Source organism: Metabacillus sp. SLBN-84 (genome assembly GCF_053629595.1).
This window is the reverse complement of sequence record NZ_JBRJIP010000001.1, coordinates 1924385-1944273: the sequence shown is the minus strand read 5'-3', so window position 1 is coordinate 1944273 and position 19889 is coordinate 1924385. Positions and strand designations below refer to the sequence as shown.

Annotated in this window: 25 protein-coding genes; 1 reads left to right on the top strand and 24 read right to left on the bottom strand. The window is 40.8% G+C overall.

Annotated features, from left to right (window positions below; all coding sequences use genetic code 11):
• Positions 1 to 568: 568 nt before the first annotated feature.
• The 22 genes from RKD52_RS10010 to RKD52_RS09905 all read right to left on the bottom strand — a co-directional run bounded on the left by RKD52_RS10010 (position 569) and on the right by RKD52_RS09905 (position 16603).
• Positions 569 to 1297 (bottom strand): ABC transporter permease, encoded by a 729-nt coding sequence (locus RKD52_RS10010; RefSeq protein WP_454099599.1) that lies wholly within the window; start codon positions 1295 to 1297, stop codon positions 569 to 571.
• Positions 1281 to 2150 (bottom strand): ABC transporter ATP-binding protein, encoded by an 870-nt coding sequence (locus RKD52_RS10005; protein ID WP_454099598.1) that lies wholly within the window; start codon positions 2148 to 2150, stop codon positions 1281 to 1283. Before RKD52_RS10005 ends, RKD52_RS10010 begins: the two co-directional genes overlap by 17 nt.
• 24 nt (positions 2151 to 2174) lie before the next feature.
• Positions 2175 to 2528, bottom strand: a complete 354-nt coding sequence (locus RKD52_RS10000; protein ID WP_454099597.1) for a DUF2178 domain-containing protein — start codon at positions 2526 to 2528, stop codon at positions 2175 to 2177.
• Complete coding sequence (locus RKD52_RS09995; protein ID WP_454101182.1) at positions 2509 to 2748, bottom strand: helix-turn-helix transcriptional regulator; 240 nt, start codon at positions 2746 to 2748, stop codon at positions 2509 to 2511. The genes RKD52_RS10000 and RKD52_RS09995 overlap by 20 nt, the downstream gene beginning before the upstream one ends.
• A gap of 192 nt (positions 2749 to 2940) precedes the next feature.
• On the bottom strand, positions 2941 to 3489 hold the full coding sequence (hxlB, locus tag RKD52_RS09990) for a 6-phospho-3-hexuloisomerase (protein WP_454099596.1): 549 nt from the start codon (positions 3487 to 3489) through the stop codon (positions 2941 to 2943).
• Positions 3486 to 4103, bottom strand: coding sequence for a 3-hexulose-6-phosphate synthase (gene hxlA, locus RKD52_RS09985; RefSeq protein WP_369733565.1), 618 nt, complete (start codon positions 4101 to 4103; stop codon positions 3486 to 3488). The genes hxlB and hxlA overlap by 4 nt, the downstream gene beginning before the upstream one ends.
• 51 nt (positions 4104 to 4154) lie before the next feature.
• Positions 4155 to 5168 (bottom strand): LacI family DNA-binding transcriptional regulator, encoded by a 1014-nt coding sequence (locus tag RKD52_RS09980; RefSeq protein WP_454099595.1) that lies wholly within the window; start codon positions 5166 to 5168, stop codon positions 4155 to 4157.
• 55 nt (positions 5169 to 5223) lie between these two features.
• Positions 5224 to 5889, bottom strand: a complete 666-nt coding sequence (locus RKD52_RS09975) for a bifunctional 4-hydroxy-2-oxoglutarate aldolase/2-dehydro-3-deoxy-phosphogluconate aldolase (protein WP_454099594.1) — start codon at positions 5887 to 5889, stop codon at positions 5224 to 5226.
• An 18-nt stretch (positions 5890 to 5907) separates the two neighbouring features.
• Positions 5908 to 7188, bottom strand: a complete 1281-nt coding sequence (locus RKD52_RS09970; protein WP_454099593.1) for an MFS transporter — start codon at positions 7186 to 7188, stop codon at positions 5908 to 5910.
• Between the two features lie 13 nt (positions 7189 to 7201).
• A complete protein-coding gene (locus RKD52_RS09965; protein WP_454099592.1) occupies positions 7202 to 8149 on the bottom strand; it encodes a sugar kinase in 948 nt (315 codons plus the stop codon).
• Positions 8150 to 8155: 6 nt separating this feature from the next.
• The gene (locus RKD52_RS09960) at positions 8156 to 8905 is read right to left on the bottom strand and encodes a sugar phosphate isomerase/epimerase family protein (protein ID WP_454099591.1); all 750 of its coding nucleotides are present in this window, start codon (positions 8903 to 8905) and stop codon (positions 8156 to 8158) included.
• A gap of 216 nt (positions 8906 to 9121) precedes the next feature.
• Positions 9122 to 9418, bottom strand: coding sequence for a putative quinol monooxygenase (locus RKD52_RS09955; RefSeq protein ID WP_454099590.1), 297 nt, complete (start codon positions 9416 to 9418; stop codon positions 9122 to 9124).
• Positions 9419 to 9437: 19 nt separating this feature from the next.
• Positions 9438 to 10073, bottom strand: coding sequence for a nitroreductase family protein (locus RKD52_RS09950; RefSeq protein ID WP_454099589.1), 636 nt, complete (start codon positions 10071 to 10073; stop codon positions 9438 to 9440).
• A gap of 20 nt (positions 10074 to 10093) precedes the next feature.
• Positions 10094 to 10534: a MarR family winged helix-turn-helix transcriptional regulator gene (locus RKD52_RS09945; protein WP_454099588.1), complete on the bottom strand. Its 441-nt coding sequence runs from the start codon at positions 10532 to 10534 to the stop codon at positions 10094 to 10096.
• 154 nt (positions 10535 to 10688) lie between these two features.
• Positions 10689 to 11219 carry an NTTRR-F1 domain gene (locus RKD52_RS09940; RefSeq protein WP_454099587.1) on the bottom strand — a complete coding sequence of 177 codons (531 nt, stop codon included), beginning with the start codon at positions 11217 to 11219 and terminating at the stop codon, positions 10689 to 10691.
• 124 nt (positions 11220 to 11343) lie between these two features.
• Positions 11344 to 12168 (bottom strand): hypothetical protein, encoded by an 825-nt coding sequence (locus RKD52_RS09935; RefSeq protein ID WP_454099586.1) that lies wholly within the window; start codon positions 12166 to 12168, stop codon positions 11344 to 11346.
• Between the two features lie 32 nt (positions 12169 to 12200).
• Positions 12201 to 12482 (bottom strand): hypothetical protein, encoded by a 282-nt coding sequence (locus RKD52_RS09930; protein ID WP_454099585.1) that lies wholly within the window; start codon positions 12480 to 12482, stop codon positions 12201 to 12203.
• Positions 12483 to 12668: 186 nt separating this feature from the next.
• Positions 12669 to 12926, bottom strand: coding sequence for a hypothetical protein (locus RKD52_RS09925; protein WP_454099584.1), 258 nt, complete (start codon positions 12924 to 12926; stop codon positions 12669 to 12671).
• A 160-nt stretch (positions 12927 to 13086) separates the two neighbouring features.
• A complete protein-coding gene (locus RKD52_RS09920; protein WP_454099583.1) occupies positions 13087 to 13953 on the bottom strand; it encodes a PPK2 family polyphosphate kinase in 867 nt (288 codons plus the stop codon).
• Positions 13954 to 14091: 138 nt separating this feature from the next.
• A complete protein-coding gene (locus RKD52_RS09915) occupies positions 14092 to 15051 on the bottom strand; it encodes an ABC transporter permease (RefSeq protein WP_454099582.1) in 960 nt (319 codons plus the stop codon).
• Positions 15048 to 15752, bottom strand: coding sequence for a hypothetical protein (locus tag RKD52_RS09910; RefSeq protein WP_454099581.1), 705 nt, complete (start codon positions 15750 to 15752; stop codon positions 15048 to 15050). The genes RKD52_RS09915 and RKD52_RS09910 overlap by 4 nt, the downstream gene beginning before the upstream one ends.
• Positions 15752 to 16603, bottom strand: a complete 852-nt coding sequence (locus RKD52_RS09905; RefSeq protein ID WP_454099580.1) for an ABC transporter ATP-binding protein — start codon at positions 16601 to 16603, stop codon at positions 15752 to 15754. Before RKD52_RS09905 ends, RKD52_RS09910 begins: the two co-directional genes overlap by 1 nt.
• 119 nt (positions 16604 to 16722) lie before the next feature.
• On the opposite strand from RKD52_RS09905, the gene RKD52_RS09900 reads away from it, so the two are divergent.
• Positions 16723 to 17319 (top strand): TetR/AcrR family transcriptional regulator, encoded by a 597-nt coding sequence (locus tag RKD52_RS09900; protein WP_454099579.1) that lies wholly within the window; start codon positions 16723 to 16725, stop codon positions 17317 to 17319.
• 51 nt (positions 17320 to 17370) lie between these two features.
• On the opposite strand, the gene RKD52_RS09895 is transcribed toward RKD52_RS09900, so the two are convergent.
• Both RKD52_RS09895 and RKD52_RS09890 read right to left on the bottom strand, forming a co-directional pair.
• The gene (locus tag RKD52_RS09895; RefSeq protein WP_454099578.1) at positions 17371 to 19110 is read right to left on the bottom strand and encodes a M3 family metallopeptidase; all 1740 of its coding nucleotides are present in this window, start codon (positions 19108 to 19110) and stop codon (positions 17371 to 17373) included.
• A gap of 105 nt (positions 19111 to 19215) precedes the next feature.
• Positions 19216 to 19881 carry an HAD family hydrolase gene (locus tag RKD52_RS09890; protein ID WP_454099577.1) on the bottom strand — a complete coding sequence of 222 codons (666 nt, stop codon included), beginning with the start codon at positions 19879 to 19881 and terminating at the stop codon, positions 19216 to 19218.
• Positions 19882 to 19889 lie beyond the last annotated feature (8 nt).

The following is a 19889-nucleotide window of genomic DNA, read 5'->3' as shown; positions in this document are numbered from 1 at the left end:
ACCAGGTTTGATGGTTCCTTTCTGCTTAATAAGTGCCATCAACAACAGATATAGCGAGTTTGATGGTTCATTTCTGCCTGATAAGTGCCATCAACAACAGAGATTCCTGGTTTGATGGTTCATTACTGCCTGTTAAGTGCCATCAACAACAGAGATTCCAGGTTTGGTGGTTCCTTTCTGCCTGATAAGTGCCATCAACAACAGATATAGCGAGTTTGATGGTTCCTTTCTGCCTGATAAGTGCCATCAACAGCAGAGATACCAGGTTTGATGGTTCATTTCTGCCTGATAAGTGCATCAACAACAGAGATTCCAGGTTTGGCGGTTCCTTTCTGCCTGATAAGTGCCATCAACAGCAGAGATACCAGGTTTGATGGTTCATTTCTGCCTGATAAGTGCCATCAACAACAGAGATTCCTGGTTTGATGGTTCATGTCTGCCTGTTAAGTGCCATCAAGAACAGTGATTCCTCGTTTGGCGGTTCCTTTCTCCCCGATAAGTGCTATCAAGAATAAAGATTCCTGGTTTGATTATTAGAAGATAGTTATGTCACAGTCCTTTATTTAAATTAAATTTCAATTTTTTCACTTTTTTTAAGGACTAGCACGAAAAGTACAATCAATGTCAAGCATCCAATCAAGTACTGCAGAGAAGAAAGTGGATTTGAGGCAACCATGACTGGATAGAAATAACCAGGGAAATTTTCAACTAAGTTTGAAAAAAATACGTTATCAATGCTCTCCAACACATTTGACAAAATATTGTGAAAAAAGAGCAGGGACGCTGTCAAAATACCATAAACTGCTCCACTTACGACACCATATAATAATAAAAAATATCCGAACAAGAAAAAAGTTAGCACTAGAAGGAACACGTTAGCAGAAAATCCCAGAAGGAAGGAAATCTTCAACTCTCCAGACACCCCAAGTTGTTTTGTAACTAAAAGTAAGGCAATCCCTACTGTCACATATATGAAACTGACCCATAGTGCAATTACGACATTTGCTAGTACATAGTTTTTTCTGTTTTGTTTTGAGTTGTTAATCAATGAGACTGTCTTAGATAAATAGTCTCTATTAACAAAATAAAGGGGGTGTAATACAGCAGCGAGCATTCCCAACATACAATAAAAGTTCGAGACATGCTTAATGTTAAACGATGCAGCAGTTCCTATTAGGATGAGATAACTTATGAGTATTGCCGGGCCTAATGCTCCCAGTAATCCGACAATCAAATGTCCCCTCTTTAATAAATCACTTAAATTCTCATTAACATAATTTTTAATATCCAATACCACGATCTTCACCTCCAAGTTTTTTCATATAGACATTACGAAGCGTCTTCTTTTCACTAGTAAAATCAACTAATTTTATCCCCAATTTATTTAAGAAACGGAAAATATCAGCGTTTTCTGAAGTTGTTTCAATTTCAATTGTTTTTTCACTCGAATAAATGATAATACCAAACTTTTGATGTTCAATAAAAGCGGCTAATTCACTAGGATGATCGAAAACTAGTTTTAATATGCACTGGCTCTTGTCATTTAATTGCTCTTCTTCAAGAATGTTCCCATTTTCTAAAAACAAGACACGATTACAGACGCTCTCAATATCTTCTAACTTATGGCTGGATATCAAAACACCAATTCTCCGCTCCTTAGCCATTTTTTTCAATTGTTGCAATACTTGGATGGATGTTTCGATATCCATACCATTTGTCGGCTCATCTAGTACAACATACTTCGGATTGTTCAATAGACTTATAACTATTCCTAACTTTTGCTTCATTCCCAAGGAATATTCCTTTACTTTTTTATTCAATACATCAAATATATGTAAACTCTTTAAAAGCTCTTCGTATTCACTAAGTTTAAATTTGTTCCCGTAAATTTTTGAAAAATAAGATAAATGTGCTAATCCAGTCTTATTACTAAATAGCTTAGGTTCCTCAATCAAGTATCCAACGTGATCATTGTCTTTAACTGATCCATCAAATTTCTGAATTGTTTGAGCGATTATCTTCATCAGCGTACTTTTTCCAGCGCCATTATTGCCAACTAAACCGACGATTTCCCCTTGTTTGAAATAAAAAGACAACCCATTTAAAACAACAGCGTCCTTGTATTTCTTAGTAATTGCATCAATATGCATCTTACCATCCCCCTATATTGTTCATCAGTTTGAAAAATCTTTTACATATCGAATGGTAAGATATATAGCTGCAGCAATGAAGGCGATTGAATATTTAAATAAGAAGAAAATTTGCCACATATAATCTTTCGGGAAAAACATATCGCACAAAATGATTCCACTTAACATGATAAGAGAACTTTTTAAATATATTTGATTTGTTCTTTCGTCCTCCTTACCTATTTTGTTTCGAAGTATGAATATAAGCCCTATACCTACAAAAACAAGTATAAAACCAATAACAATCAGCATGTTCCAATTAGCAGTTGATTGTTCCACCCATGCTTTTAGTGGGGAAAAAAGTGTATTTGTTACATAATCAAACATCATTTCCATCATTCCCTTTCTCATAAGTAAAAATTTCGTTTACATCAACATCAAAAAAATCGGCAATCCGGAAAGCCAAAAGCATTGTGGGTACATAATTTCCTTTTTCCATTACAAAAATGGTTTGTTTGGAAACTCCGACTTTCTCTGCCAATTCTTGCTGAGACATTCTTGCTAGTACACGGTACTCGTAAACCTTGTTGGATATGGAATCCCCAAAATCTTTCTTCATCATCAACACCTCTTAAGTCAAATTATAAACTTGGTTTTTATAAAAGTAAAGTAAACTTATACAAAATAACTAAATGTTTTTACTTTTTATTTTGTTACTTTGATTAAATAAGACTTATCATGCAGAAAGAACCTGACGATAATTTATCGTCAGGTTCACATTAAGATCCCATAAATGAATATCTACGTTTTTTTACTCCACATTACTGTGCTTTAAAAAAGCCTGCTCATTCGAAACCTTTTTAAGTTCAGCGTATTTCAGGCATATTGCGTCAAAAAGAAGATGGACACACTGATCGAATAACGAACCCAGAGGCTGAACCGTTGGCTGTTCGCCTTCTTTGCGGTATTTAGTTGCTGCCGGTGCATGGAGAACCATGGAAGCTGTTTCTGCAAGCGGACCTTCAGAATCAGCTGTGACTGCCAGAACGGAGCAGCCTAATTCCTTTGCTTTTTCAGCTGTCCACAGAACACTTTTCGTTTTTCCTGAACCGGATACGGCAACAACCATATCATCATTCAACATGCCTGGTGTGATCGTTTCTCCGACAGCATACACCTCTGCACCCAGATGCATCAGGCGCATGGCAAACGATTTTGCCATTAGTCCCGAGCGACCTTCTCCTGTGACAAAAATCCTCCTGTTTTTGTTTAATTCCTCTGCGATGGCAATCAGCTGACCATCGTCTATTTTGCCTAATACAGTCTCTATCTCTTTTAAAATCGTGTCCGTTCCGCTCATTTCATTGCCTCCTTTTCAAGAATCAGGGTTCTCAGGTTTGCAGCTGCAAGACCAGGGTTTTCTGCTTTTGTAATGGCCGACCCTATGATGAGAATGTCAGGAAGCTCATTCATCCTGCTGATGGATTCCGGAGTCAGTCCGCCTGCTGCAGCTGTATTAAGCCTTCCTTCAGTAAAGGTAAGTCTTGCTCCCGTCAGTTCCTGTTCATCCTTGCTCACATGTTCGCAGAAAACCGCATGTTTAAATACAGCAAGTTCTTCCCGCTGTTCTGCCGTTGTGTTCAACAGGTCAATCATTACCTGTTTCCCTCTTTTTTCAGCCTCTTTTACGCATGCTTCCACTGTTTGAATGGGACTTGCCCCCATCACTGTCATTATGTCAGCTCCCGCATCAAAGCACAGACCGCACTCGTATACCGCGTTGTCCATAGTTTTCATATCCGCTGCTACCTGCTTGTCCGGAAAAGCTTCTTTCAATTTTTGAACGCTGGTCATTCCAAATTCCTTTATAAGGGACGTTCCGGTCTCAAGAATATCGACATATGGTGCAGCTTTGGATGCCGTTTCTATCGCTTCTTCTATCGTCATTCGGTCCAGCGCGAGCTGTATCTTCATTTTTCGTCCTCCTAAACCGGTTTAGTTAATCCGTTTAAAAAAAGAGAATCATCAGGAAGATTCTCTTATGATTAATTCGCAGTCAAACACTTCTTCTGTAGGAGCAACATGTTCACCATTGATTTTTTTCAGGAGCAGTTCTGCAGCTCTCTGTCCCATACTGTAACCGGGCTGGTCGATCGTCGTCACTCCTGTTTCAGCCAAATGGGCAAGCGGAATATTATCAAATACGACCAGTGCCGCATCCTTTCCGATTTTCAGCTGATTGTCTTTGAAAAATTCAAGAGTTTCCATAAAGACCAAGTCGTTTCCAGCAAACAGCGCGGTTGGTGGATCCTTTAGTGAAAACAGCTTTTTAAGTTCTGTCTTCATCTGCTCTCTTTCTGCATGAATCATATATTCCTGTTTAAGCGGAATGCCTGCCTCGCGAAGAGCTTCTTTGTATCCGTTTAGTCTGTCGATCCTCGGACTGATGACAAGCGGCTGGGTTGCTATGGCGATTTCCCTGTGCCCGCCGGCCAGCAGATGCCTGATGGACTCAGCAGCTGCAGCTTCATTTGCTGCCAGCACGTAGTTTGCTTCCAACCCTTCCACTCTGCGGTCCATAAATACGACCGGATAGTTCTCTTTGATCAATTTTTGATACAAATCCAGATTTCTGCCTGTCGGAAAAATGATCAGGCCATCCACCTGCTTGGCATGGAGCACTTCAATGTACTTCCGCTCTTTCTCCGGATCATCGTCTGCATTGCAGAGAATAGCGTGTATATCATGTTTATGGCAATAGTCTTCAATCGAACGGCTGACTTCAGTCGACAGCCGGTGCATAATGTTTCCCACGATAATGCCGATCATGGACGTGCGTTTTTGCTTCAGGCTTCTGGCCAGATAATTCGGCTGATAGCCAAGGTCCTTAATCGCTGCTTCTATTTTCTTTTTTGTGTCTTCTCCCATATATTCATAACGCTTGTTGATAAACTGGGAGACCGTGCTTTTGGACACTCCAGCTTCTCTGGCAACATCCGCCATTGTTATACGTGCCATTGTCATCACTCTTTCAAACATGTCTTCCCCTTCATTCTATCTGATAGAAGAAGGGGAATCCACTGCTTTAGACGTTTCAGCCTCCCCTGACTTGCGCGTATTTATCCGTATTGCGGGCTTTGTTCACCTCTTCAATAAAGGCTGCAGCTTTCTCTGTCATCTGAAAAAGAACCTGATCAGTAAGCTCGGCTTTTGTATTGACAAGTGTGCTGCCTGCTCCTACTGCAATTGCGCCAGCTTTGATGTAATCCCCTGTGTTGTGGAGATCCACCCCTCCTGTCGGCATTAGCGGAATGTGCGGAAGCGGTCCGGCAATATTTTTCAAGTAGCCTGGTCCGACTGAATCTGCCGGAAACACTTTAATCAGGTCAGCTCCGTATTCAAATGCCGTCAGTATTTCGGTTGGTGTAAAGGCCCCGGGCACGCTGATGACTCCGTACCTTTTCGCCATGGCAATTGTTTCTTTTTTGACAGTTGGGGAAAAGATGAATTTTGCCCCTGACATAATGGCTGCGCGCGCTGTTTCAGGATCCAGAACGGTTCCTGCTCCCACAAGCACATCACTTCCAAAATGAGATGCTGCCGCCTCAATCACACTGCTGGCTTTCGGTGTTTCCATCGTAATCTCAAGCGCCGTTACCCCTCCTGCTTTCAAAGCCTTTCCGATTGATAGAATCGATTCGGGCGTAGCCCCTCTGATGACTGCTACAACTCCGCGTTTTCTGATTTCTGCTGCTCCCATTTCAGTAGCCTCCTTTTATTATGAAACGTTTAATGCACCGTTCTTCATTTGTTTTTTACTGGACTGTTTTGTTGCCAGAATGGTTAAGATGGCTGAAATGAGCAGCGACCCTGCCATAAATAGATAAGAAGCTCCAAATCCGCCTGTAGAACCGTTCAAATAGCCCACAACATATGAACCTACAAATGACCCCAGTGCTCCCATGGAATTGATCAGGGCCATGGCGCCGCCGGCAACATTCCTCGGAAGAATCTCCGGAATAATGGCAAAAAACGGACCGTACGGAGCGTACATGGCACCGCCCGCCAGAACAAGCAGACCGAAACTTAGCCAGAAATGATCAGGACCGATTAAATACGATGCGTAAAAGGCAATGGCACCAATGAAAAGAAATGGCCAGACAAACTCTTTCCGTTTCTGAAGCTTATCTGAGTAATGGGAAGCAAGCAGCATCAGAGCTACGGCCAGCACATATGGAACAGCAGAAAGCCATCCTGTTTGGACAATGCTCATATTCGGAGCTGCTTTTATGATGGAAGGCAGCCACATAACAAAACCGTATAGTCCGACGCTCCAAAGAGCATATTGTGCCGCAAGTAAGATGACAACTTTTGATTTAAACGCTTCTTTATAGTTTTTAACCGGCTTAATGCCCTGCTGCTCCTGCTCTAAAGCATACTGAAGATCCGCTTTTTCTTTCGCATTCAGCCATTTCGCATCTTTAGGATGATCAAATACTAGTTTCCACCAAAGAAACGCCCAAATGACTGCAGGAAGGCCTTCAATAATAAACATCCATCTCCATCCGTATGCTTCAAGAAGGTAACCTGAAACAATTGACATCCAAAGCACCGTCACAGGATTGCCAAGAATCAGGAACGTATTGGCTCTTGAACGCTCTGCTTTTGTAAACCAGTGACTTAAAAAGACCAGCATCGCAGGCATAACGGCACTTTCAACTACTCCGAGCAAAAAACGAATAGCGAACAAGTAGTTGACATTAGACACCATTCCGGTCAGAGTGGCAAGTATTCCCCACCCGATAAGCGACCAGAAGATCAGTACCTTGGCACTCTTTTTTTCCGCATAATGTGCACCGGGCACCTGAAAGAAAAAGTATCCCAGGAAAAACAGTGATCCAAGCAGGGAGGAAATGGCAGGTGTAATCTGCAGATCTTCTGCAAGGCCTCCCGCTGCCCCGAAAGCGTAATTCGCCCTGTCCAGGTAAGCAAGGCTGTAAGTAATAAAGACTACAGGTATTAAGCGGATCCATCTTTGCTTTGCAAGCGGCTGGTTCATAGGAATGTCCTCCTCAAATTGTCTGATTCATATAGTCAAATAAAGCATGTCTGTCAGGGTAGCCATCATTGTCTCCCTGGGACTGAACAGCAAGTGCTCCAATCGCATTTCCCCGCAGAACAGCATTGTGTAGGCTGAGGTTTTCGAGCAGACCGCTGATGAGCCCGACTGCAAATCCGTCTCCCGCCCCAACGGTATCGACAACAGTTTCCACCTGGAAGGGACTGACAACCCCTTCTTCTTTAAAGGATTTATAATAGGCTCCGTCTTCTCCAAGCTTGATGACAACTGCTTTTACGCCTTCATTCAAATAAAACGCCGCAATTTCCTCAGGGCTGTTCAAACCGGTTAAAAGCTTTCCTTCCGCTAAACCGGGAAGAACATAATCTGACTGAACAGCCATTCTGTTGACGGTTTCAATCATTTCCTCTTCGGAAGCCCATAATGCCGGCCGCAGATTCGGATCAAATGTTATGCTTTTTCCAAGTGTTTTCATGTGCTTCAGCGTTTTTTCAGCAAATGACCGGGTATGGGAAGAAACAGCAAGCGGAATGCCCGTCATATGTAAATGTGCCGCACGGCTGAAATACTCAGGCCTGAAGTCTTCTTCGTTCATATAGCTTGCTGCCGAGCTCTTTCTGAAAGACTGAACGAAAGGGTCACCCGACAGAACTTTTTCCTTCAGCTGAAACCCTGTCGGATACCGTGAATCTTTCAACACATGCTCGACATCCACTTTTTCCTCTGCAAGCCTTTTCATAATGTAGGTGCCAAATGCATCTTCCCCGACCTTACTTGCCCATCCGGCATTGAGACCCAGCCTGGCAAGTCCGATTGCAACATTCGTTTCTGCGCCTGCAAGCTCACGGGTAAAATGTTTTACTTCATCAAGCGGTCCCGGCTCATCAGCCATGAATAGCGCCATCGCTTCACCAAACGTCACAACATCCATTGGTTTCATGCCCTCTCATCCTTCCAACTGATTTTCTTTTGCTAAACCGATCAATTCTTTTAATCTTTCATGGGGATGTATTGGAAATTCCAGTGCAGCCGGGACAGATTTCCCCGTCCTGTTTTGAAACATCCTCCACCCGGCCTGCTCTGCTGCTGACAGTTCGAATGGATGAAGCTCGCCCCCTCTTAATGCCACTTCTTTTAGATGCAAATAGGAAATGTGCTCTTGTAATCTGCTGAAAGCTGATTCAGGCTCCTCACCTGTAAAGTGCCAGTTTCCGATGTCAAATGTCATCCTGACTGAAATCCCCATATTCGAAGCGCTTTCAAAAAAGCCCGCCAGACGCTCGACTTTGCCTCCATAGGGTGTCTGATCATTTTCGATAAGAAGCTGCAATTCTTTATATTCCTTTAAAAACAGGTCCAGTTCTTTAAGATCGGAAACGCCTTGTGAATATTGACCGAGAGAAAGTTTCAGCCATTTTGCGCCAACTGCGAGAGCCTCTCCGAACACTTTTACTAGTTCAGAAGAATTTAAGATTCCCCCTTCCCTCCATACCTCTGCCGGAGCAGAATAGACCGTAAACATGGAAAGGCGCTCCAGTTCTTCTTTCAGATAGGTTAATGAGTCACGTTCTGAAAGCAGCTCCTTGCGTATCTCAATTCCGTCTGCTCCTGCTTCAGCTGCTATCCGGATGAAATTCAGCTGTCCTTTTTCTAAAACTTCTTTTCTGTCAAAAACATTCATTGGAACGATAATCAAGTAGCGGTCAGCCTCCTATCCTTTTAATAAATCGGTTTAGTAAATCGGTTTAGTGAAAGTATACTCTTTTTGAAAGCGGTTTACAACTCTTTTTTTGCACAGCTTTCACAAAAGTCAGCTGCACTGTAATCAATTGTTTTTCAGAGATTGATAGGTATTAGGCGTTTTTAAAAAAAAAGCCCACTTCAGTATTTGACTGAAATGGGCACTTCTTCATTATTTTTTCATTTCTTCTCCATTGAAAACTTTAACCTCAGGCGGTGCAGCAAAAAACTGCATGGCTTTGCCTGAAAACGCCTTAAAATGCTCGCTGCTGTTGTGCAGTTCAACTGCTTCTGCATCCTTCCACAGCTCGATCATTTTGTACGCGCCATCTGTTTCCGTGTCCTTCATCAGATCGTACGCAATATTGCCTTCTTCTTCTCTTGAAGCTGCAACAAGCGGATGAATTTCGTTTAGAAAGTCAGCTTCTTTTTCAGTTAACACTTTAAAACCTGCATGTATAATAATCATTTTTCCATCATCCTTTCGGTTACTTCCACTCTGTAATTTTTTCGACAGGCAATCTTACCGACTGGTAGCCTGCATCTGCTGCTTTTCCGATTGAGAGAAGCATAACCGGATAATAGCGCTCTTTATCAAGTCCATATGCTTCTGCAATCTGGTCTTTTTCAAAGCCGCCGATCGGATTTGTATCATAGCCGTGAGCTCTTGCTGTCAGCATAAGCTGCATAGAAACAAGTCCTGCATCAATTAAGTTCATTTCCTTAAGCTGATCGAATGTCATCACTTCAAAGAAGCCTTTAATGGCTGCGACTTGCTGATCGCGGACCTCTGCCGGCATAAAGCCTTTTTCTACAGCTGTGCTGTAGATTTCATCAAGATACTCATCGCTTTTCATATCTGCAAATACAGCTATAACAGCTGCTGATGTTTCAACTTGTCTTTGATTGAATTTTGCAAGCGGTGCAAGTGTTTCTTTTCCTTCTTTCGAATCAATGACAACAAAGCGCCACGGCTGAAGGTTAACCGAAGACGGCGCAAGAGTCGCTTCTTCAAGAATCTCAGTCATTTCATCTTTGCTTATTTTTACCGACGGATCATATACCCGGATGGATCTGCGTCCTTTAACAATTTGCTGGTAATCATTTGTTTTTGTTGTATTCATGATGAATTTCCTCCTTGATGCTAATTAGTGATATTTTCAACATTTTCTTTAATGCGGGATAGCATACCCATAAGAGCTTTGCGCTCCTCTTCCGAAAAATCTGCCATTACATTTGAGATAAACCGCTTTTTTTCAGCGCAATATGCAACAATTTTAGACTTTCCTTCAGCTGAAAGACTCACAAAGGTAAACCTGTTGTCATCAGGATTTTTCCGGCGGACAACCATTCCTTTTTCTTCGAGCTGTTTAAGATGTCTTGTTACGGCAGCATGATCGATACGAACCCTTTTTTGAAGCTCTCTTTGACTAATCTCTTCTACATCAAAGAGTTCATGAAGAATATCAAGCCTTGCCTGACTAATGCCGGTACAGCTCTCAAACTTGCTCATAGTCTGTTTTGTGATTTCGAACACTCGGTATAAAATCTCTTCTTCTTCTTTACAGTGGTCAGTCAATCGCATCCTCCGCCTTTATATAATTGATAAGTCAACTATTGACCTGTCAACTACTATAAAGGACTTTTCATCAAAAGTCAAAAAAGATGCATACATCTTACTTTACAATAGAAAAAGCGCTTCTGATCGAAGCGCCAAAACAGCTATAGAAACCAGCCCGCTAATAATTTCTTTTCTGAATTTCCTTGTAAATATTTACAAATTCGGTTTTTTCTTTGCGAAGGTTTTTCGGACCACCTTCTCCAGTTGGATAGAGCTCCAAATGTTCGACTATAACATCGGGTGCTCCTAATTGAGGCAATTTATTGATGACTACCATAGCCTGTGCTGTTTCAGGCGGTGCAGGTGATGCTATCCAAACCCACCATCTGCTTTTCTCATCTGTGAGTCTTCCTGAAGGAATTGTTCTGATTAACCCATGTCCAAGCAGTTTATAAGCCGCGTTATAATAAGCAATGGATACACTTATCTGAGGGCTGTTAAAGGTTCCGCCATTTGTCAGTGCTGCATTCAGTTCAAAACTTTCCCCCGGTTCAGCTTTTACATATTGAGAAATATAACTGTTCAAATCTCCGCCAAGCAAACGAACGCCATCTAATCCTTTTCTTTTTGCAATGACTGCATGAAATCCTGTCCAGGGAGCAAGATCGCCTGTTTTAAAATTACCGTTTACTATCCGATTATCCGTCACTCCGGTTCCCCCGAATCCTTTAAACTTACTTCTTGTACTAAGTTATGACTATTCACTGGAGTTGACAGTGTTTTTGACTACTTAAAAAAGGTGATTGTCAAAAAAGCCTTTAGACATTTTAACGTTAGCGGATCATATCAAGGGTACGGCATATTGAACCTGAATGGCCATTTCCGCATAATCGTTCATGCAGAGCAATGAATTCGGGAAGCATGGCATGAAGGACGTAAAGGATTTGTTCCTTATCCCTGCTGCTGTGCCAGCTGCTGAGCAGCAGTTTTTGTTGTTCAGAGAGTCTGCTCCTAACCCCTTCAAGCTTAGCCCAGTCTCCGGGATTATTTGGCGGATATCCCTTTTCCATATACCAGCCGGCAGCAATCGACCATCTCATCATGTCCAAACAGTGTAAAGCATAGTAAAATTCATTCCTCATACATCTCCGGTAAGCTTCATGTGCATAGGCAAAAAACTTATTTCTCCAGATGTCAAATTCAGCCTCACTTGCCTTATATCTTAGCGGTTTTGAATGGCTGCGAAGATCTTCCAGGAAACCCTCATGATCTTTAACTATTTCAATATCCCTTAACCACACAGAAGGAGATAAGTCACTGCTCTTGTAATAAAAGGAATCAACTTTAATAAAACAGTCAAAGTGAGCAATACTGTAAGTTGCCTGCGGAAAATCTTCAAAAAACAAAACATGTCCCCATCTTTCTGCCCTATTCTTTTTATTTTGCCGGTACTGCTCAAACACGTCATCTTTAACCACAATACGAAGGTCGATATCTGAATAGAGATCTGTATTTCCGGCTCCTATTGATCCCCCGTAAAATACTCCTGACACGCTATCATCGAGAAGAAGATCCTGCTCTATTTTAGCCATCAATTCTTCCCGCCATTTTGGCAGATTTGAATCCCTCTCTTCAAATTTCATAAATGAACCATTCATAAAAAGTGATCCCTCCCCTATATGCCTTCCATTCAGTTTAATGAATAAACTGCGAGATAAAAACTCATAATCACACTCATTATGCCTGCGATGAGTAAGAAGATAAAAAACAGCCTGCGCCATAATCCGCCGAGAAAATAAAGAACAAGAAAGAGAAAATATATCCCGGCACTAATTCCTAAAAACAACAAAAATTCAATTCGTTCATTTGCAGGAAGAGGATTTGTCAGGGTTGTCAATGCTGAACCTCCAAAAATGACGATGGCAAAAAGCATCAATAGGTTCTTCATCCTTTGCTCTGTGGATGTATTCATTTCATAAGTCTCCCAGTTTCTCAGTTTCCCATTGTTGAACAAAACCATTTGTTTTTTCCAATTATTTCAGATATTGGCGTCGAGAACAATCCTTAATAGAAAGAATGGTCTTAAGTAATTTACAACTGTTGAGATGGTAAAAAACGCATAATAAAAAGCCACTTCAATAAAAGTGACTCTATCGTTTCATGGTGTATTCCAAAATAAAGTAGAAGCAATTGGGATTACAACAACCCATAAAAGCACAAACGAATTCCCAACCAGCCCCGCTATTTTAAGAGATGCTATCTGAGTAAGTAAGGCAGTAATGATTCCTATTATCGGCAGTACACCTGCTATAATCATTGCAGAATTTGAGAATAAATCTTCGTTAAAAAACCAAGATGCGTACAGGATCAAAGAAATTAAAAAAGCGGTAATTGATATAATGCCTGACTTTCTCATAACCATCCCCCTTTTAGGAATAAATCTTATCGTTAATCTTACTTATTTTACCACTTGTTATTTGTTATTAAAATCAAAACAACAACAATTTTCAAAAAACAGTCTACGAAAAACATAAAAAAGCCCGTCACATGGATGACGAGCTATTCCTGACTAAAATTCATTCTTTTTCATTTTCAAGTACCTCAATATAATGCTCCAGCTTCTCCCTGTTCTCCTGTGAAATTTCAGGGAACTGCGGATCTATTTTTTCCAGGCATTTTATCATGACTTCAGAAATGATGTAGCGCGAATACCATTCATCATCTGCAGGGAGTATGTGCCAAGGCGCGTATTCCGTTGACGTATGGTTCAGCATGTCTTCGAAAATGTCCTGGTAGCTGTCCCAATGCTTTCGCTCCTCCACATCGCTGAATGAGAATTCCCAGTTCTTCTTCGGGTTTTTCATCCGCTCGAGGAGTCTGTTCCTCTGTTCTTCTTTTGACATATGAAAGAAGAATTTCACCACTTCAAAGCCGTTCTCCGTTAAATAGCGCTCAAAGTCATTGATTTGTCTGTAGCGGACTGCCCATGTTTCTTCTTTCTCTTTTTCATCCGGTACTGCCTCCTCCTCAAGCAGATCATGAACTCTTGGTGCTATAACCTCTTCATAATGGGAACGGTTCAGAATCCCGATTTGTCCTCTCGCAGGAAGTGCCTTATGAATTCTCCAGAGATAGTCATGCTTTTGCTCTGAGTCCGACGGCTTTTGAAAAGAAGTCGTTTTCAGTCCCTGGGCGGTTAAGTTAGAAAAAATGTAGCTGATGGCTTCATCTTTTCCTGCAGCATCCATGGCCTGCAGCACAACGATTATGCCTTTCTTCTCTTCCGCATGAAGGCGCCAGTGCAATTCCTTCAGCCTGTCTATGCTTTCAGGAATAAACTTCTCCAGCAGTTCTTTTTCTGAGAAATCATGCTCCTCGCCCGGAGAGTAATCTCTTAATTTTAATTGTTTATTGCCTTCAATCCTATATTTATTTACGTTCATGTTTTCCTCCTAGGTCTGCTGAACAACCATTTCCTGATGGCGCTAAAAACAATGCAATTTGTGTTCATTCCTCCATCTTTACCCAAGTTCATGAGAGCGCAAACGGGAAATGCAAATGATTTTTCACCCTCTTTACGTTCAATATGGTTTTGCCTTATTTATGCCATATGGCGTCCTATGCCAGTTGGCTGCAATGAAGCACAAAGCTGCGGCTGATAAACCGAGGCTCAAGTATACATACGTGTAGTTCAAGTCATCTATATACAAACCATAGACTAGCTGCAGCAGCCAGTAGAATGGGTCTGCCATCGCAATATTATGGATGATTTCTCCCTCTAAAAAGAATCCGAGTCCGGGGATTGCCATTAAAAATACAAGTGTAACAGGTTTTAAAATAGCAAGTGCCTGCGTTTCAGTTGATGCGTAAAAAGCCATTGCCATTCCAAGAACGGTCCCAAGCAAAATACCAATGAGGATAATAAGGCTTGCTGACTCCCATACAAAAGGCAATTTTAATAAATAACTGCAGATCACAAAATCAAATAATGTAATGAATGAGGCAATGGTTATTTTAGAAAGAATTGGTACTGCCGGATGTACCGGCTGGACATTTTGAAGCTCTGTTGTTTTATTCTTCCGTTCTTCTACCAGACTGAACAAAATGATGATGCCAAAGAAAAGAAAAGATCCATAAAGGTTAAAAGCATACACTTTTTCAAATAGACTGGAACTCAGGCTGTCTGATTCAATTGGTTTTTCTTCAAGAATCAGCTTTGCTTTCTCGACTGCTTCAGCCGGTTCACGGCCGTCTGTAACCAGATTTCCTTCAACAAAGCCAATCTTAGCATCAAGATCGTTTACCTCCTGAATTAAATCTTCCTGATTAGCTGAAATCAAAACTTGAACTTGATCCGGAATGCGAAATTGATTTTTTTCTTCTTCAAGAACGACAATTTTCGGAGTATCCGAATAGGTTTCTGTTATGCCGGAAGCCCCAAAGGCCGTAATGATTGGAAAAAAGACAATAAGCCAAATGAGCATATTTCTTCTTGAAAGCGCAAAATCTTTTCTTATATAAGCTGTGAATCCTGTTTTCATAGTCTGAACCCTCTCTCGAACGTTACTTTTTTAAAAATTATAAGACTGATGACGTAAAAAACTACGGCAAAAATAGTGAGTTCGATATAAGTACCTGCAGAGGGCCCTTCCGGCAAATATATGGAATAGTATGCCCCAATGAATGGTTCAAATGGGTTAAATGGTACAGGCTTAATATTCCACATCGGCAAAACGAGGCGAATCATAACCGCAAATATGAACCCTGTGACAACACTTCCGGCAAGCATCACAACACTTTGTTTTTTAACAATCATCGCCAGAAGCACCCCGCTTGCAATCATTACGATCGAAAGAATGAGAGTTAAAAACAGGAACTGCAGCAAAAACGAAATTTGATTTAATGTAGGTATGAGTGCAAGGAAAGCTGCTGCAACAATGATCATCAAAAGTAAAACATGCTTACTGAAAAAATAGTGTGCGACCTTTCTGCTTGTTCTCATAACTTGAATCATATTAGTTTCCATATCCTCTGAAATCTGCATAGCAGCCATCCAGAATAAGAGATCAATGAGAATAATGATATAGAAAATTGTAAAAACCGGAAGCCACATTTCAACCCATGAAACTTCCCGAAATCCAAATGCAAGAATGTTGATTCCAAGCGACATTAAAAGGATGTAGCCGAATATCAATGCGACGATATTATTCCTAATAAGCTTAATCCATTCCATTTTCAGCATCACGCTTCCCCCTTAAGCCCCCGGCCGACAACCTTAATAAAAATTTCTTCCAGGCTTGCTTCCTGGGTATGAATGCTGTCGAAGTGCCTGCTTTTGATGATTTCGGTCAGTTTCGTCAAATCATCCTCTTTAGAAAAAGTTATCTTCTTTCCGCTTTGTTCAATCGACACAGTCTGCTTGCCAAAACGCTTCTTATAGTTTTCAGGAGTATCGAGTTCAACAATCTTTCCATTATTGAAAAAGGCAATTCTGTCACAAAGTTTTTCTGCTTCATTCATATCATGAGTTGTCAGGAACATGGTGGTGCCTCTTCTATTCATATCCTTTACCACCTCGCGAACATAGGCTGCAATTTCAGGGTCCATACCTGATGTCGGCTCATCCATGAACAGGATTTCAGGATTAGTGACAAGCGCTCTTGCCAGAACGAGTCTTGTTTTCATTCCTTTCGAGTACTCGCCTGCTTTTTTATCTTTCGATTTATAGAGATCCATTTTTTTCAGTATGTCATAAACCTCGTTTTTTCCCGTTCCGTATAACCCTGCATGAAAGATCAGGTTCTCATAACCGGTCAATGTAGGGTAAAGCACATCATTTTCAAAAGCAATTCCTATTTTTTTGTAAAATGAATGATTTGCTTTTGACATATCCTGCCCTAGAATAAACACTTTTCCAAGTGGAGGTGCAATCAGTCTGGTTAACAATTTAATCGTAGTGGATTTCCCAGCGCCGCTCGGTCCCAGGAAACCAAATACCTCTCCCTTCTTTACTTGAAATGATAATTGATCTACAGCATTGCTTTTGTTGTCATATGAATAAGTTAATTCTTTTGCTTCGATTGCAAATGACATTTCTGCTTCCTCCCTTTTTTTGAAACAATTTAACTAATTTGTTTCATTAGATATAAAATTAGTATAGTACTTTTTGAAACAAAGTCAACAATTTGTTATAATATTTTCGAGGTGAAGAAATGGACGGGTTTAAAGCCAGAACAGATAAAAAAAGAGAACTGATTATCCAATCAGCTCTCCTGCTATTTAAAGAATACTCTCCAAGTAAAGTTTCAATACGTGAAATCGCCGCAAAGGCACAGGTGTCAGTTGTGACCATTTACAATTATTTTGGAAGTAAAGAAGGTTTGATGCTCGAAGTAGTCAGGTCTGTACTGGTAACACAATTACAGCTGGCAGAAGAAATTACAAAATCCAATGACCCTGCTGATCAAAAGATAGCGAGGCTAGTTTTTACAAAAACTGAACTGCTCAGTCAATTTCATCCTGATTTTATTTCTTTTATCATGAATGATCCAAGTATGAAAAAACTAATAGAAGAAGAATTTCTTTACAGGACTTACGAGCTGATTAAAGATTTCATACAGCAGGCTAAATCAGAAGGCGCTTTTTCGAAAGAGCTGCCGGATGAAATGATCATGAAAGTGATTGAACTTTACCGAAAGGATATCTCGTCCGAAAACAGTATTCTTTTTTCCAGTCAGGAAGAAATTAAATACCATGAAACACTATTAAAGATTCTGCTTTATGGAATAGCAGGTTATAAGAATCAGTAATACGTAAAGAAATGAAACAGCCTCCTATTTCGGAGGCTGTTTAAGCTATTATCAATGAACGGGTAACTTTTTATATTGATAAATATCTTTTATCATACTCTTCATGGATTTCTTCCAAAATTCTGGCTCTGTAAGATCAATCTTAAAATGTTTTTTTACCAGCTGCTCAAGCGGAAGTGTTCCCGTTTCACCAAGAAACTTCAGAAATTTTTCATCAAAATCCTCATCTGTTTTTGATTTCTCCAATAGACCTGCACTCAATAAGAAACCAAATGAATAAGGATAATTGTAAAAAGGAACATCTGCCTGATAAAACTGCCCATATTTTATCCACACAAAAGGTTCGTATTCACTCAAAGCACTGCCATACGCTTTTTCCTGGCACTGCAAAGAAAGATGCTCCACTTTCGCTGCACTAACGTCTTCAGTCTTACTGAGCTCGTAAAAGCTTTTTTCGAATAGAAAAGCCCCTCTGATTGACATCAGATAATTTAAATTGCGCTCAATTTTCCAGCCGAGAATGGCTTTTTTTGTTCGACTATCTTTTGAGTTTTCAATGACGTAATCAATAAATACGGTTTCAAAAAAGATGGAAGCCGTTTCGGCAGAAGTCATCTCAAACGTTTCGTCGGCAAAATACAGGGATGGAGCAGCTTTCATCTGCTTGAAATGCCAGGCATGGCCTAATTCATGAGAGAGTCTTCTCGCACTTTCTAAGCTGTTGTCAAACGTGAGTGAGATCCTTGACTCACCTTCTGCAAGAAACGGAGCACAAAATCCCCCCGGCGGCTTTTCCTTCCGCTTTTCCAAATCCATCCACCCATTGGTGATCACATGATGGATGAATTCAGGAATATCACGGTCAATCCTTTCTAGAGACTTCGAAATAGCGGCTACTGCGTCAGAAACAGTAAATTCAAGCTGTACATCATGTGTTGAAGTCATCGCCTCATGCCACGTGAGCTTCTCCTTTTTAGCTTCCTCCGCCTTTACCAGTAAATACTCTGAAAGTTCAGCTGAACAGTCATCGATCGCAGTCCACATTGCACCCAGTGAGCGGTTCGATATTCCATTCTGTTTGAGAGATTGTTCAAGGAAATGGATCTGTTTCAGCCCATATTCCTTCAATCGTACTTCAGCCATTTGGCCATAGATAGCCGAAAATTCTTCTGACTGGTTTTCCAGTGATTCATTCAGGCTTTTAAATGCCTTGGTTTTCAATTTCAAATCTGAATTGGACATAGCCATTTGGATGGCTTCCCCAAAAGTCAATGTTTCTTCTCCAGTACCAGGATTTATGTTTATTACTAAATGATTTCTCAGCTGTTCATAATCGTTTTGAAGCCGTCTTAATGATTCACTGGCAAGATGAATATTCTTATCTTCTTCTCTATTGATCTTTCTCCGCCTTAATTGATTCATTAAAAAACCTTTTTCAGTCATATGTACCGGCTTCTCTGGAATGTCCAAAAAGATTTCTTCCAGAAGAAATCGGATATGAAGAAGTCTCGTTTTCAGCGCTGAAATTCTGCCGTTTACAGCGGCTAACAGAGAAGGCTCAACTTTTTCTGTTGTCAGACAATAATAAAATGATTCCAATGATTCAATTTGACGGATGCTGTTCGAAAAATCGGTCAGTGTGTTTTCATTCACCCTTTCCGATTTAGAAACTGATTCCAGAAGCGATACTGTTTCTTCTATATTACCAATATACAAGCTTACCTTTTCCAGGTCTGGCCCAGTAAGAAGAGTGTCTAGATTCCATCTGGTTTTATAATCAGCGGTCTTCACTCCAAACCCCCCCATTTAAGCGTTATCATTTTCATCCAGTATAAAAAACGCATAACACTTTATGTCATGCGTTCTTAAGACTTAAATTTCCCCATGTATATACACTCAGTTATTTCTGACAAATAAACGATTTAAAATCTGATCTGCTTCCATTAAATCGTCCACCACAAAATCAGCCTGCGCTAATTCTTCACTGTCGGAAAAGTCAAACCTGCACCCGATTGCTTTTAGGTGATTGTCTTTCGCAGCAAGGATATCTGACAATCTGTCGCCGACAACAGCGCCTGCATTCAGATTGTATTTATGCAGGATTGACCTTACGAGGTTTGATTTGTTTTGGGAATCAATCTGCTGGATGCTGAAGGTTTCTGTGATCCATTCCGCAAGACCATAGTGATCAACGATCGTCTGAAGGTAACCTGTCAGCCCGTTGCTTGCAATAAACAGCTGAAATCCGGAACAGGTAAGCTTCTCCAGCAATTCCTTCGCGTTAGGATATAGCGCACCTCGATCAGTTTGTATGGCCAGAATCAGCTTATCGAGAAAATAGCTGTCTGCAAAATCACGGTCTTCCTGCGTATGATCCGGCAATAATGTCTCCCATACAACTGGAAGAGGCACACCCATGATCTTTCTGTAAAGAGTAATGGGAGTCTCTTTCTCCCATTTTCCAAGCTCTCTAAGCTGTACAAACGTTTCATCGAGAGCCCATTCCAAAATAAGATCGGTTTGAAAAAGTGTTCCGTCCATGTCAAAAATCACAGCGGTCATATGTATAC

Excerpts from the sequence above, each read along its gene's own strand:
- RKD52_RS10005 (WP_454099598.1), bottom strand. The coding sequence starts at position 2,150 with ATGCATATTGATGCAATTACTAAGAAATACAAGGACGCTGTTGTTTTA.
- RKD52_RS10000 (WP_454099597.1), bottom strand. The coding sequence starts at position 2,528 with ATGATGGAAATGATGTTTGATTATGTAACAAATACACTTTTTTCCCCA.
- RKD52_RS09995 (WP_454101182.1), bottom strand. The coding sequence starts at position 2,748 with ATGAAGAAAGATTTTGGGGATTCCATATCCAACAAGGTTTACGAGTAC.
- hxlB (WP_454099596.1), bottom strand. The coding sequence starts at position 3,489 with ATGAGCGGAACGGACACGATTTTAAAAGAGATAGAGACTGTATTAGGC.
- hxlA (WP_369733565.1), bottom strand. The coding sequence starts at position 4,103 with ATGAAGATACAGCTCGCGCTGGACCGAATGACGATAGAAGAAGCGATA.
- RKD52_RS09980 (WP_454099595.1), bottom strand. The coding sequence starts at position 5,168 with ATGTTTGAAAGAGTGATGACAATGGCACGTATAACAATGGCGGATGTT.
- RKD52_RS09975 (WP_454099594.1), bottom strand. The coding sequence starts at position 5,889 with ATGGGAGCAGCAGAAATCAGAAAACGCGGAGTTGTAGCAGTCATCAGA.
- RKD52_RS09970 (WP_454099593.1), bottom strand. The coding sequence starts at position 7,188 with ATGAACCAGCCGCTTGCAAAGCAAAGATGGATCCGCTTAATACCTGTA.
- RKD52_RS09965 (WP_454099592.1), bottom strand. The coding sequence starts at position 8,149 with ATGAAACCAATGGATGTTGTGACGTTTGGTGAAGCGATGGCGCTATTC.
- RKD52_RS09955 (WP_454099590.1), bottom strand. The coding sequence starts at position 9,418 with ATGATTATTATACATGCAGGTTTTAAAGTGTTAACTGAAAAAGAAGCT.
- RKD52_RS09950 (WP_454099589.1), bottom strand. The coding sequence starts at position 10,073 with ATGAATACAACAAAAACAAATGATTACCAGCAAATTGTTAAAGGACGC.
- RKD52_RS09945 (WP_454099588.1), bottom strand. The coding sequence starts at position 10,534 with ATGCGATTGACTGACCACTGTAAAGAAGAAGAAGAGATTTTATACCGA.
- RKD52_RS09935 (WP_454099586.1), bottom strand. The coding sequence starts at position 12,168 with ATGAATGGTTCATTTATGAAATTTGAAGAGAGGGATTCAAATCTGCCA.
- RKD52_RS09930 (WP_454099585.1), bottom strand. The coding sequence starts at position 12,482 with ATGAATACATCCACAGAGCAAAGGATGAAGAACCTATTGATGCTTTTT.
- RKD52_RS09925 (WP_454099584.1), bottom strand. The coding sequence starts at position 12,926 with ATGAGAAAGTCAGGCATTATATCAATTACCGCTTTTTTAATTTCTTTG.
- RKD52_RS09920 (WP_454099583.1), bottom strand. The coding sequence starts at position 13,953 with ATGAACGTAAATAAATATAGGATTGAAGGCAATAAACAATTAAAATTA.
- RKD52_RS09915 (WP_454099582.1), bottom strand. The coding sequence starts at position 15,051 with ATGAAAACAGGATTCACAGCTTATATAAGAAAAGATTTTGCGCTTTCA.
- RKD52_RS09910 (WP_454099581.1), bottom strand. The coding sequence starts at position 15,752 with ATGCTGAAAATGGAATGGATTAAGCTTATTAGGAATAATATCGTCGCA.
- RKD52_RS09905 (WP_454099580.1), bottom strand. The coding sequence starts at position 16,603 with ATGTCATTTGCAATCGAAGCAAAAGAATTAACTTATTCATATGACAAC.
- RKD52_RS09900 (WP_454099579.1), top strand. The coding sequence starts at position 16,723 with ATGGACGGGTTTAAAGCCAGAACAGATAAAAAAAGAGAACTGATTATC.
- RKD52_RS09890 (WP_454099577.1), bottom strand. The coding sequence starts at position 19,881 with ATGACCGCTGTGATTTTTGACATGGACGGAACACTTTTTCAAACCGAT.